General features: G+C 69.9%; 12 protein-coding genes and 2 pseudogenes. 9 read left to right on the top strand and 5 right to left on the bottom strand.

Annotated elements, in window-relative coordinates:
• Positions 1–37: 37 nt before the first annotated feature.
• Positions 38–2,122, top strand: coding sequence for a choice-of-anchor P family protein (locus tag ACZ4Z5_RS17775; RefSeq protein WP_468263422.1), 2,085 nt, complete (start codon positions 38–40; stop codon positions 2,120–2,122).
• Between the two features lie 678 nt (positions 2,123–2,800).
• On the top strand, positions 2,801–3,433 hold the full coding sequence (locus tag ACZ4Z5_RS17770; protein WP_468263419.1) for an SMI1/KNR4 family protein: 633 nt from the start codon (positions 2,801–2,803) through the stop codon (positions 3,431–3,433).
• A gap of 770 nt (positions 3,434–4,203) precedes the next feature.
• Here the strand turns inward: ACZ4Z5_RS17770 and ACZ4Z5_RS17765 are convergent.
• Positions 4,204–4,782 (bottom strand): helix-turn-helix domain-containing protein, encoded by a 579-nt coding sequence (locus tag ACZ4Z5_RS17765; protein ID WP_468263416.1) that lies wholly within the window; start codon positions 4,780–4,782, stop codon positions 4,204–4,206.
• Positions 4,783–4,879: 97 nt separating this feature from the next.
• On the opposite strand from ACZ4Z5_RS17765, the gene ACZ4Z5_RS17760 reads away from it, so the two are divergent.
• Entirely contained in the window at positions 4,880–6,280 is a 1,401-nt protein-coding gene (locus ACZ4Z5_RS17760; RefSeq protein WP_468263413.1) for an MFS transporter, read from the top strand.
• Between the two features lie 509 nt (positions 6,281–6,789).
• Here the strand turns inward: ACZ4Z5_RS17760 and ACZ4Z5_RS17755 are convergent.
• Complete coding sequence (locus ACZ4Z5_RS17755; protein WP_468263411.1) at positions 6,790–7,524, bottom strand: helix-turn-helix domain-containing protein; 735 nt, start codon at positions 7,522–7,524, stop codon at positions 6,790–6,792.
• A 473-nt stretch (positions 7,525–7,997) separates the two neighbouring features.
• The gene (locus tag ACZ4Z5_RS17750) at positions 7,998–8,249 is read right to left on the bottom strand and encodes a hypothetical protein (RefSeq protein WP_468263824.1); all 252 of its coding nucleotides are present in this window, start codon (positions 8,247–8,249) and stop codon (positions 7,998–8,000) included.
• Between ACZ4Z5_RS17750 and ACZ4Z5_RS17745 the strand changes: the two genes are divergently transcribed.
• Positions 8,148–8,978, top strand: a complete 831-nt coding sequence (locus tag ACZ4Z5_RS17745) for a Tn3 family transposase (RefSeq protein ID WP_468263791.1) — start codon at positions 8,148–8,150, stop codon at positions 8,976–8,978. The two genes, ACZ4Z5_RS17750 and ACZ4Z5_RS17745, sit on opposite strands and share 102 nt — an antisense overlap.
• A 205-nt stretch (positions 8,979–9,183) precedes the next feature.
• Here ACZ4Z5_RS17745 and ACZ4Z5_RS17740 read toward each other — a convergent pair whose 3' ends face one another.
• The gene (locus ACZ4Z5_RS17740) at positions 9,184–9,807 is read right to left on the bottom strand and encodes a type III effector protein (RefSeq protein ID WP_468263408.1); all 624 of its coding nucleotides are present in this window, start codon (positions 9,805–9,807) and stop codon (positions 9,184–9,186) included.
• A gap of 128 nt (positions 9,808–9,935) precedes the next feature.
• Between ACZ4Z5_RS17740 and ACZ4Z5_RS17735 the strand changes: the two genes are divergently transcribed.
• From ACZ4Z5_RS17735 to ACZ4Z5_RS17715, 5 genes and pseudogenes are all read left to right on the top strand, one after another.
• Entirely contained in the window at positions 9,936–10,367 is a 432-nt protein-coding gene (locus tag ACZ4Z5_RS17735; protein WP_468263405.1) for an Hsp20/alpha crystallin family protein, read from the top strand.
• 103 nt (positions 10,368–10,470) lie between these two features.
• Positions 10,471–10,865 (top strand): annotated as a pseudogene (locus ACZ4Z5_RS17730) (DUF2267 domain-containing protein).
• Positions 10,866–11,289: 424 nt separating this feature from the next.
• On the top strand, positions 11,290–11,520 hold the full coding sequence (locus tag ACZ4Z5_RS17725) for a hypothetical protein (RefSeq protein ID WP_468263403.1): 231 nt from the start codon (positions 11,290–11,292) through the stop codon (positions 11,518–11,520).
• Between the two features lie 239 nt (positions 11,521–11,759).
• The gene (locus ACZ4Z5_RS17720; protein ID WP_468263399.1) at positions 11,760–12,239 is read left to right on the top strand and encodes a hypothetical protein; all 480 of its coding nucleotides are present in this window, start codon (positions 11,760–11,762) and stop codon (positions 12,237–12,239) included.
• Between the two features lie 182 nt (positions 12,240–12,421).
• Complete coding sequence (locus ACZ4Z5_RS17715; RefSeq protein WP_468263396.1) at positions 12,422–12,790, top strand: VOC family protein; 369 nt, start codon at positions 12,422–12,424, stop codon at positions 12,788–12,790.
• A gap of 48 nt (positions 12,791–12,838) precedes the next feature.
• Here ACZ4Z5_RS17715 and ACZ4Z5_RS17710 read toward each other — a convergent pair.
• Positions 12,839–13,222, bottom strand: a pseudogene (locus tag ACZ4Z5_RS17710) (transposase family protein); the annotation flags it as partial.
• Positions 13,223–13,313 lie beyond the last annotated feature (91 nt).

Here is a 13,313-nt window from a genome sequence, read left to right as displayed (position 1 = left end):
AGGCTTCCTCACGGTGCAACACAAGGGGACCTCTTACATGGGCTCACGTCTCAGGCGCGGTTTGGCGATCACCGCGCTCACCACTCTTGCCGGCATGTTGTGTTCCGCGTCGCCGGCCCAGGCCGCGCTTCCCTCGCCCGTCTCGCATGCCTACGTCGTGTCGGCTGACGCGATCGGCTCCATCGTCGCTGTGGCGCCCGTACCGGTCTCCGACTACCCGCCCGGTGGCACGACGACCCAGGTCGGCATCAACGCGGGGCCGTTTGTCACCAGCTCGACCCTGACCGCGATCACCGCCGGGGATCCGGCGGCGGGTACGTCCAGTGCTTCAGCCACGGTGCAGACGCTCGCCGTCGGCCTCGGCCCCATCGGCTCTCTGAGCCTCACGGGTGTCCGCTCCACCTGCAATGCGACTTCCGGCGGTGCGACGGGCTCGGGCGTGATCGCTTCGGGCACTGCCACGGTCGACGCCCTGCCGCCGGTCGCCCTCCAGGCGAACGCCGCCCCCAACACCGTCGTGAACCTGGTGGGCCTCGGCACGCTGACGCTCAACGAGCAGACGACGGACGCGAACGGCGTCATCACGGTCAACGCGGTGCATCTGGAGCTGCTGCCCCAGTTCGACGCGGCCGACGTCATCGTCGGCCATGTCGAGTGCGGAGGTGCCGACCCGGCTCCGACGATCACCAAGACGGCTCAGGAGGACTCGTTCGTCCAGGGCCAGACGCTCCACTACACGTTCACCGTGCGGAACAACGGAACGGAGCCCCTGACCAACCTCCAGGTGACGGACAACGGCCCAGGCTCGCCGACGGTCACGTGTCCCGCAGGACCGCTGGCTCCAGGCGCCACGGTGCAGTGCACCGCGAGCTACACCGCGACCGCCGCGGACGTGGCCGCCGGCCGGATCACCGACACCGGTACGGTGACGGCCACTCTTCCCGACGGCGGGACCGTGACCGCCACCAGCCCCGAGGTCGTCGTCCCGCTCAGAGCGCTGTCCCTCACCAAGAAGGCGACCGACGCAGACTTCCAGGCCCCCGGGGAGACGATCCACTACACGTACACCGTCACCAACACCGGCCAGGCACAGCTCAATGACGTGACCGTGACCGACCTGACCCCCGGCGTCGACGTCTCGGGCTGCGGCACCGACCAGCTGGCGCCCGGAGAGAGCACCACCTGCCAGGCCACCTACGTCACCACCGCAGCCGACGTCGAGGCCGGCACGGTCACCGACCAGGGTCAGGTGAGCGCCACCACCGAGGGCGGCGCGGCGGTGACCGCGACCAGCAACACGGTGAACACCCCGCTCGCCGCGCTCACGGTGGTCAAGGCCGGCGAGGCCCAGTTCACCGGCGCCGGGCAGACACTCGACTACACCTACACGGTGACCAACGGCGGCACACAGACCATCACGGACATCAGCGTCGAGGACAACGGCCCCGGTTCGCCGACGGTCACCTGCCCCGACACCACGCTCGAGCCCGGCGAGTCGGTGCAGTGCACGGCCAGCTACACCACCACCGCCGCCGACGTCGCCCGCGGTGAGGTCGTCAACGAGGCGACCGTCTCCGGCAGGACGCCCTCCGGCGGCGTCCTCAGCGCCGACAGCAACGGTGTCACGGTGCCACTGGCCGGCCTCAGGGCCCAACTGAGCGTCGAGGAAGCGGCCTTCACCGGCGCGGGCCAGTCCCTGCACTTCAACCTCCAGTTGACCAACACCGGTGGGCAGCCCCTGGACTCGATCGACGCGGCCATCGACTCACTCGACGTGGCCTGCCCCGACACCACCCTGGAACCCGGTGAGTCGGTGACCTGCACCGCCACTTACACGACCACCGCAGCGGACGTCGAGGCCGGGAAGATCACCTTCGTCGCAGAGGCCACCGGCACGACCCCCGACGACACCACCGTGACCGCCACCAGCAACCCGGTGACCATCCCCCTGTACCCGCCGTGTGACGAGCGCACAGACAACGGCGGATGCGAAGACGGCAAAGAGCCCAAGCCCGGCAAGCCCGGCAAGCCTGGAAAACCCGGCGAGGAGCCCGGAAAGAAGCCGGGCAAGCCCAGCAAGCCCGGAAAGAAGCCGGCCAAGGACTCCCGAGCAACCCGCTGATCCCGGTTTCACCGTCTCGTTGCGGTGAACAATGATTCACCTGGCCACACAGATGCCCTCTGACCTGGGATGATCGCGTCACTGAAAACGCATCGTCCCGTGTCGGAGGGCATCTGACGAGCGCGCGGCCCGCGTCCTGTCCAGGTGAGCTTCCACGAGCCGTACCGATCGCGGTGGCTCTCCCGTCCCTCACCCCCCGGCTGTGCCGAAGCTGCCCGGTGATGCGGGTACCACACGGCGAGCACCCGGCTACGACACCGGTCAGCGAGATCGGTACGACGATGCCCTTCGCCTCGTCGTCCGGCTCGGCGACCTGCGCCTGGACGTAGTACGTGCCGGGCACGTCGTATCCGTCGGAGTCGGGGCTCTTCGCATCGTCCTGCTCGGTGATCTCCCAGGGCCCGCGGACCCGCTCGATGTGCCCGGTCCCGCCCGCGAAGAGTCCGGTCACGTCGTGCTCCTCGTCGCACAGCGTCAACTCACGCTGGGCGTTGTAGACGGTGCCGCCCCACCCGGTGGCGGCGGATCTGGGGAAGTCGTCCGGGATGTCCACGCCCCAGAGGCCTTGCATGCGGGCCGGGGGTGGCGGTGTGCGGGAGCGGGGGTGCCGTCGTTGCGTTGCTGTTGTGGCTTGCCGCCCTCCACTGCCCCCGCAGGGCTCCCTGGGAGGATCCGGTCATGAAGATTCTCTGGGAGGGACTCGAAACGTGGGCGCGGACGCACGCCGACCGCTCGCTTCGCCTCCGGCCCGGCGTATCGCGGGAACGCATCGCGAAGGCGGAAAAGGCCATCGGGGTGGACCTTCCGGGTGACCTGCGCGACTCCCTCCTCCTCCACGACGGCCAGGATGCTTCCTGCGAAACGCCGTTCGAATGGCTGCCCGGGTGCAGCCCGCTCGCATCGCTGGACGCGATCGTCGAGGAATGGCGCGACGAACAGGAATGGTTCGACGAGAGCGATGAGGAGGACCATACGATCAGTGGCGATGGACTCCTGCGCGAGATCGTGAGGCATCCCCGGCGTATCCCGATCGCGGGAAACGAGTGGTGGGACGGTGACAACACGTACGTCGACCTGTTCCCGGGGCCCAAGGGATCCCCTGGTCAGGTGATCACCTTTGTTACCGAATGTGACCTGGTGGTCATGGGGGCAAGCCTTCGCGACGTACTGGAGGGCCATCTTCACGGCCTGCAGTCCGGCGCTTGGGTGCTCGAAGAAGGGTGCGTCAGGCCCAGGGGCGCGACGCCCGGTGAATTCCCCAACAGGGCCGAGCTGTTCTCCGCATGGATGACGCAGCCCCGCCACCTGTGACACGCGGTCGGCCCCGCGCCTGCAGCACGGGGCCCTTTTCTGCACGGCGACCGGGTGCCGCTCCCGCGGCGTGACGACCGGCGCACGTCGACGAGCAGATGCGCTCCCCGTTCGGCCCACGGCCACGGGACCGGTCCGGCCGGACTGCGGCCGCCGGGCTCAAGCCACCGCGGGAGCGTCCGAGTACGTGACCCTCGGGCTCGGACCGGCCAGGCGCCCCGTTACCGTTTTCGTGGCCCCGCGACGGGGTTCCCGGCCTCGGGCCCGGTATGACCCGGTCCCCCTGTCTGGTCACTACCGCCGCATTACAAGATCGGCGGAGAGGAAGCCGGTGGTGGACAGCCGGGGAAGGCGGCGGATTCCAACACGGGTACCGGCAGCCGTGGATTCGGGGAAGCCGTCATCGAGATGCTCGGCTTCGCATGTCACTGATGGGTCGACACATATGTGCTGATCAGCGACTGTTCTATTAGTCGATCACGGGGTCGGTCATCCGGATCTTTGCGGTGACATGAAGCCGCATCGGTCAGTGTCACCACCGAACCTCCTCTTGCTCGGTCCTCGAGATCGGGAGGCGGGCAAGGCGTCAGCGGGGTCCGGGGAAGCCGGGCAGGCCGACGGGCGGCTCGGTACCGGTCCCGCCGGGCCTCAGAAGGAGCCGAAGCGTTCCCCGTCGGCGGGTCGTTCGATGATCTCGGAGCCGCCGGCCCGCCCGGCTTCCCGCCCGGCGCCGCTTCGGCCCGTCCCCGCCGGGCGCTGGGTGGTGTCCCTCAGCCGTTCGCCGTCGGGCCGGTGCGGACGACGGCCTGATCGCCGTGGGGGCCGAACAGGTGCAGGATCTCCACCGCTTCGGCGCCGACGGGGCCGAACCAGTGCGGTTGGCCGGTGTCGAACTCGGCCACCTCACCCGGCCGGAGGGTGACCTCGCGTTCCCCGAGGATGAGGCGGAGCTCGCCGGCAAGCACGTAGAGCCATTCGTAGCCGGAGTGGGTCACCAGTCTCGGTTCGCGGTAGCCGAGCACCTGCTTGAAGACCTGGACCCGGCCCGGGTACTGCGTCAGTGGCACGAGGACGCTCCCGCGCTCCCGGCTCCGTGGCTTCAGATGGACCCGCGGATCACCGGTGGCCGGAGCCGCTACCAGCTGGTCCAGCGCGACGCGGTGGGCGCGGGCGAGCGGGATGAGCAGGTCGAGCGTCGGACGCCGTCGGCCCGACTCCAGACGCGACAGCGTGCTCACGGAGATCCCGGTGTCCTCCGCGAGGGTTTCCAGGGTGAGCCCGCGGTCGCGCCGCAGGGCGCGCAGCCGTGGCCCGATGCTGTCGAGGAGTTCCGCGAGTTCGGCGTCCATACGGACATTTTGCGGTCTTCGCAAAGTCCCTGGGCCTGGACCCTCCCCCGGTCCGAGCCTGGGCGGCAGCCGATCCCGTACCGAAGGGGAACCTCCCGTGACCACGACATCCCAGGCCGCTCCACCCTCCTCGCTGAGCGGGCGCCGACGCTGGACGGTATTGGCCGTCTGTGCGCTCAGCATGTTCCTGGTGGGTGTGGACACCACCATCGTCAACGTGGCCCTGCCCGGGATCGGACAGGGCCTGGGCGTGGGCACCCGCGGTCTGGCATGGGCCGTCGATGCCTACACCGTGGTCCTGGCCGGCCTCCTCATCGTCTCCGGCGCGCTCGCGGACCGCTTCGGACGACGCCGCATCTTCCAGTGCGGACTGCTCGTCTTCGGCCTGGCCTCCCTCGCGTGCGCCCTCGCCCCGTCGCTCGGCCTGCTCGTCGCCGCCCGGGCCGTCCAGGGGGCCGGCGCCTCGATGCTGAGCCCCGTGGCCCTGGCGATCGTGGTGAACGCGATGCCCGACCCACGGGAACGGGCCCGGGCGATCGGCGTGTGGGCATCGGTCTTCGGACTCAGCATGGCGGTGGGCCCGGTCACCGGCGGGGCGCTCATCGCCGCGTTCGGCTGGCGTGCGGTGTTCTGGATCAACGCACCGGTCGTCCTCGTCGCCCTCGTCCTGGTCGCCGTGTTCGTACCGGAGTCCCGTGCAGAGCGCACCCGGCGAATCGACCTGCCCGGCCAGGTGCTCCTCACCGTGGTCCTCGGCCTCTTCGCCGGCGTTCTCATCGAAGGACCCCGCATCGGCTGGACCTCGCCCGCGGCCCTCACCGGCTACGCTGTGATCACGGCGGCGACGGCCGGGTTCGTCCGGGCCGAGCTGCGCCGCAGCGAACCCCTGATGGACCTCGGTCTCTTCCGCCGGCCTCCATTCGCGGCGGCGGTGCTCGGCGCCATGGCGGTGTTCATCGCGCTGAACGTGAGCCTGCTGCTCAACACCCTCTACCTCCAGCACACCCGCGGCTGGACACCGCTCGCGAGCGGCGCCGCGACCCTGCCCATGGCGCTCGGGGCCACCCTGTGCGCGCCCTGGTCCGGCACCCTGGTGGGACGCCTCGGACCCCGGCGTCCGCTGATCCTCGCGGGCGGGTTCACCGCGGCCGGCGGTCTGTGCCTGGCCGGCCTGGGCCAGGACACGAGCGTGCCGCTGATCCTCCTTGCCCACCTGCTGACCGGCGTCGGGTTCGGCTTCGCCAACGCCCCCCTCACCAATACCGCGGTCAGCGGTCTGCCGCCGTCACGGGCCGGTGTGGCAGGGGCGATCACCTCCACCGCGCGCCAGGTCGGTGCAGCGGTCGGCATCGCCGTCGCCGGGGGCCTGGTCGCGGACGCAGGCCCCGCCGGTCTCGCCGCCGCGACGCATCCGGGGTGGCTGCTCGTGGCGGCCTGCGGGCTGTTCCTCTTCGTCGTGGCCCGCGCCTCGCAGCCGGCGGCCGTCGGCACCCCATAGGCCCGCAGCACCGGCCGGTGGCCGGCAAGGTCAAGACCGTCAGCGTCAAGCGCGAAGGGCACCAAGTACCTGCCGCGCTAGGACCGTTCCCTCGCGAACCACGCGAAGACCGCGATCGGCGAGGAGCCGACGGCCCAAAGGCCTGCCGGGAATCAACACGTCGGTTTGGTCTTGGTTCTGTCCGGACCGAGGAATCCGGCGACGTCGTCCGGCGTGTGGCAAGACGACCGGGTCGGTGCGGCGAGGATCCGGCGGATGGTCGTCTCGCACGGCGCCTGCCGGCGTCCGCTGAACGGACGACGGCGGGCCCCGGCCGTTCCGGCACCGCATGGGGGGTCCGGGGTGCGGGGCGTTCACCGTTGTCGGTGTCGGCAGGTGCGTGGGGGAGGACGAAGGGTGGGCGAGAGGGAAGGACTTCCGGCGGCGTTGCGCAGGGCGCTGCGCGGTGTGACGGTACGCCGGCTGAACTCCGCCGGGCCGACCCCCCCCCGGGCCGCTGGGCGGCAGCTTCAGCGATCGAGGACATTGGCCAGACGCCCGTCGATCGGAGTTCTGCCCCGGGAAGCGGCACGCTTTGCAAGAACGCATAGCTGTGCGGGGGTGAGTCCGGCCAGGTCGCGGAAGTCACGGTTCATGTGTGCCTGGTCGTAGTAGCCACACAGAGCCGCCCGGTCGGCCAGCGACCGGCAGGCGTCGGACGGCAAGGTGAGCGCCCGTTGAAACCGCAGGATCCGGCTGGCGGATTGCGGCGGCAGTCCGATCTGCTCGCGGAAGAGCACCTGCAGCCGCCGGCTGCCGCGGCCCGTGGCGGCAGCCAGGTCTTTGGCGGATAACCGCCCGTGACAGGCACGCAGCCGGCTCCACGCCTCGGCAACGACTGGCGAGGGCGGCGGAGCGTCCACCATCCGCCGCGCCAGGGCGTTCTCGATGACGGCCCAGCGCCTGTCCCAGTCCGGCACCGCAACGAGCTGCTCGGTGAGCCTGGCTGACCAGCCGGCGCCCAGCACCTCATCCGGGTGCACGTGGCCGTTGGCCAGGTGGTGCAGCGGCAACCCCAGGCACATGTACGCGCCGAGCGGAGTGAACTCCACTTCGACCGCCTCGGCGACACCCGCGTAGCCTCCCCTCACCGGCGACGTGCGCAGACCGGCGAGCATCGCATGCCACGTCGTCCGTACCGCCGGAACGCTCCGGGCCTCGTGCAACAGATGCAGGGGATCACCCCAGCCCAGGATCAACGTCACGGTGGCCGAGGGAAGAGTGAGCCTGACCGGTCCCCGCCCTGCAGTGCGATGACCTCGGTACATCACCACCTGAGCCCGCAACCGCCCGGAGGCACGACGCTCCACATACTCGCCCCTGCTCCTCGACTCCATGGACGTTTCAACCTCCGTCTGCGACCCCGTACCGGCGCGCGTCAGCCGACTCCCGTGAAGAGAGTGCGCCTTTGGACAAGGCGAGGGGCCAAGCTCCGCAGCAATCTGGACACACGCCGCATCCGGCGCTCGTCATCTCCGTGCAAACCAGATGAGAGAGGTACAGAAGGTGCTTTGTCCTCGTACCATCCTGATGCCCTTCGCCATGGCAGTTGCCGCCGGAACACTTGCCGCCACCGCAGCGACCCCCGCCGGGGCCACGGCCCCCGCGTCGGCCGGAACCACCTTCGTGCATCTCTCGGCCCAGATCTGGGGCACAGGTCACCTCCGCCGGCTCGTCCTCATACATCGATCCCGCAGACGACCTCGCCGACGTCGTCCTGCACAGCGATCGAGTCGTCGCGGGGCTCCGGGCGGCCAAGTTCTTTGAGCCATCCAACGGCGACACGCTCACAGCCATCCCGAACCCACGGGTCGTCCCGAAGGCCGTCGTGGTGACGCAGCACGGTGGAGATGGTGCTGTCGATGTGGGCGAGCCGGACGAGCCGCTGGATCCACGTGCAGCCGGTGACGTCCGGGGGCGCGGGCGGCATGCCGGGGTCGGAGCGTGGGCAGCCCCCGTGTTCGGAACGGGAAGGACTCCACGTTCTACTGGCCCAGCAAGCAGAGCGAGTACGTGCACATCGACGCCGTGTTCGGCGAGCCGGGCGGGAGCGTCATCGACTGGGATCCGACCGAGTCGCAGTTCCGGCACCCGATGCGGGTGGCCGTCTCGGTGCGGGAGGGGGGCGATCTCCTCGTCCACGCTGCTGAAGCGGCTGCGGCCGGGGTCGCGGAAGAACGCCACTTACACCGCGTTCTGCGAGGTCGGCCGCGTGATCCGCATCGTGCAGCTGCTGCGCCATCTCTCGGATGCCCCGCCGTGCCGGCGGGTGACGGCGGCGACGAACAAGGTCGAGTCGTTCAACCGGTTCTCCCAGTGGGTCGGGTTCGGCAACCGCGGCGTCATCGCCGACAACGACCCGGTCGAGCAGGAGAAGGCGATGAAATTCAACGCTCTGCTCACGAACGCGGTCTTCTCTTCACAGTGCCCTGGACATCACCGAGATCGTCCGCCAGTTGCTGGAGGAGGGGTGGACGAGGAGCCGGAGGACCCGGCGCACATCTCGCCGTACCTGACCGAGCACATCAACCGGTTCGGCGAGTACAGCCCCCACGAGCTGGGCGTCCGGCCCGAGGCGTACGACCCGAAGCCGGACGTGGGCTTCACCCCGCTGCGCGAGCAGGACCCGGCCGCGGCCGGCCTCGGACAGGCCGCCTGAAAGGCCAGGGCCGGTCCGCAGCCTGGCACGAACCAGCGCCTCGACACCCTGGCCGCCAACTGAGTCCACCCCCGTCCGGGCCCTGCCCGGTGCGGGAGCACCGCCAGGTGGGCCCGCAGACCGGCCGCGTTGGACTCCAGGAGTCCCCCTTGTTTGCCCGGTGGCGGACGCTGACCGGGCTGCCGTTGCGGTACGCCGGGCGGGGTCAGGGAGGCGTGAGGGTGTCGAGCCGGGCGGTGAGGTCGGGGTGGGCGGCGGCCAGGTGCGGGCGGGCGGCGGCCAGGGGGGCGATGAGGTCGGCGGGGTCGTCGTGCGCCAGGGCCGCGTCGAGCTCGCCGAGCGCGCGGCGGGCGGCGGGGGGAAGGTCGGTGAGTGCGGTGATCTGGCCGGCGATACGGCGCAGGTCGGCTGCGTTGCGGCGGGCCCAAGCGGCGGTGCTGCGGTCGGCGGCCCGGGCCTGACGGGTGGCCTGGACACGCTGCTCGCCGGTGGTCCCGACCGGGCCGGGACGGCCGCGCAGGTAGCGGCGTTCGGCGGCCTGACGGCTGGCGACGCCGAGGGGGTGGGCGAGGTCGGCCCAGCTGGCGCCTGCGTCGCGGGCCGTTTCGATCAGGCCGGTCTCCCATCCGGCGAGCTGCTCGCGTACCTGTCGCAGCAGCGACAAGGAGGCCAGGGCCTGTTCCGGACCGGGGGCGGGGGCGTCTGGGGCCTTGTGCCGGGCCTCGCGCAGAGCGTCGTCTATGGCGTTGAGGGCCGCCGCGGCGGCAAGGAACGACACCGGGCCGTGGGCGTCGGTGCTGGGCGAGGACGGCTGGTCGGCCGGGGTCACGGACACCTCCCTCGGGTTGTCATCAGGCAGACGACATCGTGTTTGTCATCCATTGGATGACATGTTACAACGGTGTCAGTGAGGCGCATTGGCAGCAACTGCCTGAACCTGCTGGAGGTGTTTTCACGATGTTGATGCGCACTGACCCCTTCCGTGAGCTGGACCGGCTGGCACAGCAGCTCATGGGCCCGGGCACCTGGTCGAGGCCGTCGGCGATGCCGATGGACGCCTACCGCGAGGGTGACGAGTACGTGGTGGCCTTCGACCTGCCCGGCGTCACCGCGGACGCGATCGACATCGACGTCGAGCGGAACATGCTGACCGTCAAGGCCGAGCGCCGGCCTGTGGCGAAGGCCGACGACGTGCAGATGGAGCTGTCCGAGCGGCCGCTGGGCGTCTTCTCGCGCCAGATCGTGCTCGCCGACACCCTCGACACCGAGCACATCCAGGCCGACTACGACGCGGGCGTGCTCACCCTGCGCATTCCGATCGCCGAGCGCGCCAAGCCCCGCAAGATCTCCATCGGCGTCGGATCCGGCCACAAGGAGATCTCCGGCTGATACCGGCCGGACCGGTGCGGAGGACGGGCACCTGATCTCCCCCTCACCCCGCCCTCCGCACCCCCGTGGGCAGTCCGAAGGACAAGAAGGGGTGGCGGCCGAGATGACTCTGCGACGCGAAGCGTTCCTCGACCACGTGAAGGAACGTGGCGAGTACGGCACCGTGGAGGAAACAGAGCGCGCGGCCCGCGTGGTGCTCGCCCTGCTCGGCGCCCACCTGGTAGGCGAAGTCCGCTCCCAGCTCGCAGCCCGCCTGCCGGAGGGCTTCGCCCTGATCCTCCTCAACCCGCTCCCAAGCGCCGAACCGCTGTCGCCGGAGCGGTTCGTGCGGGCGACCGCAGCCTGGATCGAGGGCGCCACCGAGCAGACCGCGACGTGGGACGTCACGCCGTGCTGTCCACGGTCGCCGACACAGCCGGCGACGATCTGCTGGGGCAGATCCTGCTCCAGCTCCCCGCCGGCTACGACCTCCTCTTCGGCCGCCCCCAGCCCACCTGACGCGGCTGGACGCTGGTCTCCGAACTGCGCGTCGGCGACCGCCTGCGTACCCCGGACGGCCGCGTCCGGACGGTGGCGGCCCTCCGCGACCGCACGGGCCTTGACCCGAGCAGGGTCTACGACCTCACGGTCGACGGCACAAGAGGGGGCGCCCGTGTCGTAGGAGGCGGGCCCACGCTCAGGCCGGCCGGACGCTGCCGTAGATCGGCATGCAGTAGATCGACCCCTCGCGGAGGTTCGCGCCCGGCTTGGGGGCGTGGATCATCTGGCCATCGGCCTCCACCGGCAGGACGGCCAGAAGAACATCGCAGCCGCCCTCCGGCACGCGGCCCGCCACTACCGTCGGCCCCTGACCCTCTTCGGCCTCACCGGATGAAACGGGACAAGATCACTTCACGCAAAGACCTTGCGAGGGAAGCCGTCTGTGCTTTCGGCGCTGCTCAGTGTCCTGGCAGGTCTGCTGCTGCCCGTCGCCGTCCTCATGCTGATCGTCGGCAGACGGTTACTCTGGGGCACTGAGGCGCTGGAACTGCCCTGGCGCCTCCTCTACGTGTCGGTCCTCGCCGTGCTCTTCCTGGCGATCGGCCTAGGGTTGTGGGCCGATGCCGCGGGCGGCGCCGACTGCCAGTCGGTGGTGACGCCCGTATTCCTCTGACAGGGACCCGTGAAGGAGCCGAACGCGCGCTCTGCGTCGGCTATACGAATGCCGCTGCGCTCTGACACGGTCATCAACTTGGTCAAAGACCAACTGCACGGTTGTAGTGGTCGTTTGGGGGCCAGAGGTGCTGGGGACTCACCGTGGCAACCCTGTTCGGGGCACCGGCCGCGCGGGTATGCGATGCTCGGATCCGGCTTCGGCCGAGGGGGGCGTCAGTGCGAAACAGAGTGGCTGATGTGGGGCTCGGAGAAATCCGCGGCGATTACGCCATCATCAACCCGGCGATAGGCGCCATGGTGCAGGTGCTGCGCGGATTCCTGCTCATACTCTGGATCGCCCTGCTCGTCGCTACTGTCGTCAACCCGTCCGCGGTCGACGACAATGCCGCTGTCGTGACCGCCGTGGTGGCCGCGGTGTACGCCCTGAAGTTCGGATGGCGATGGTTGACCGCCCGGCTTGGTGTTAACAGGTGTTACCTGAACGCGGACGGCGTGGCCGTCACCGGACGGTTCGGTCGGATACGCGACTCCGTGGCGTGGAGCGAGGTGACCGGGGTGAAGCAGACGACAGTGGTGGATTACGTCATGGGCTTCCACCGCATCGAAATCTCCAGAAGCCGTTCCGCCACTCCCCTCTGGCTGGTGGCGCCGGGAGCGAAGTCCGCCCTGGTGCAGGCTCTGCTCGACGAGGGCAGACGCAGCGGCGCCCTCCAGTGAAGCTCCGCCATCTTGAAGTGGCTGGTCAGCGGGGTGGCGTGACGTGACCTCGTTTCGGGGTGCTCGTGCTGGTCGTGGGCGGCAGTCTGGGGTGTAGATCGTCCGGCGGGGTGGTTTTGCCGATGAATTCACCGCCCTCGAAGGGTCTACTCAGCGACACGACCGTTCTCGACAGGAGTGCCATGTCCACCATCCAGCCAGTGATCATCACTGCCGACCAGGATGTCCTGGTCAGCTTCTATACGAAATTGTTCGGTGCTGAGGAGATCTTCCGGGTACCGGCGGAAGGCCCGGCCTTCTACCTCGGCTTGCGCATCGGCGACACCGACCTCGGGCTGGTGGCCAAGACGAACCCGGGGACCGGGGCGGCACCGCGGATCCTGCTCAGCATCGGTGTCGACGACGTCGACGAGACGCTCGGCCGGGTGGAGGCTCTGGGCGGCTCGGTCCGCGGCGGCCCCAACGACATGCCGTGGGGACAGCGTGTCGCCCACATCCAGGACCCCGACGGCAACCCGGTGAACCTCACCCAGCCGATCCCGGCTCAGTGACGCTGATCCGGGGTGCTTGTGCTGGTCGCGGGCCGCCTGCGGTAGAGATCAATTTCCTGTAGTGGCCTCGATGTTCGTCAGTACGAGCAGCGCGCGAAGCAGGTGGGTGGCGCGGGCGGGGTCGGTGCGGAGCTTGGTGAGGATCCGCCAGTTCTTCAGGTGGGCGAACCCGCGCTCGACGGGCGCGCGGCCAGCGGCCAGAACCCGGTTCGCCGTCTTCTGCCCGGGGGTGAGCTTGCGGTAGCGGGTGGCCTTGAAACCGGTCACGATGACCAGGTCATCGGGGTCGTCGGGCTTGTCCACGCCGAGGAAGCCCAGGTCGGCGAGCGCGCCGAGGCCGGCCACCCTGAGATGTTCGACGAGATGGTCGTGGCGGGCGGCGGTGGCGTCGTGGGTGCGGCCGGGCCGCGCGGCGGAGATCCAGATCAGGCGGCCCCTCTCCGCGAGAGCGGAGGTGAGCCGACGTCGAGTTGGGTGTAGTGGTCAGTGGTGCGGTCCTCTCCGCGAGAGCGGAGGTCGTCGG

The organism is Streptomyces sp. NPDC030222, from assembly GCF_055573115.1.
The sequence above is the reverse complement of the archived record's forward strand: the minus strand, read 5'-3'. Positions and strand labels throughout refer to the sequence as shown.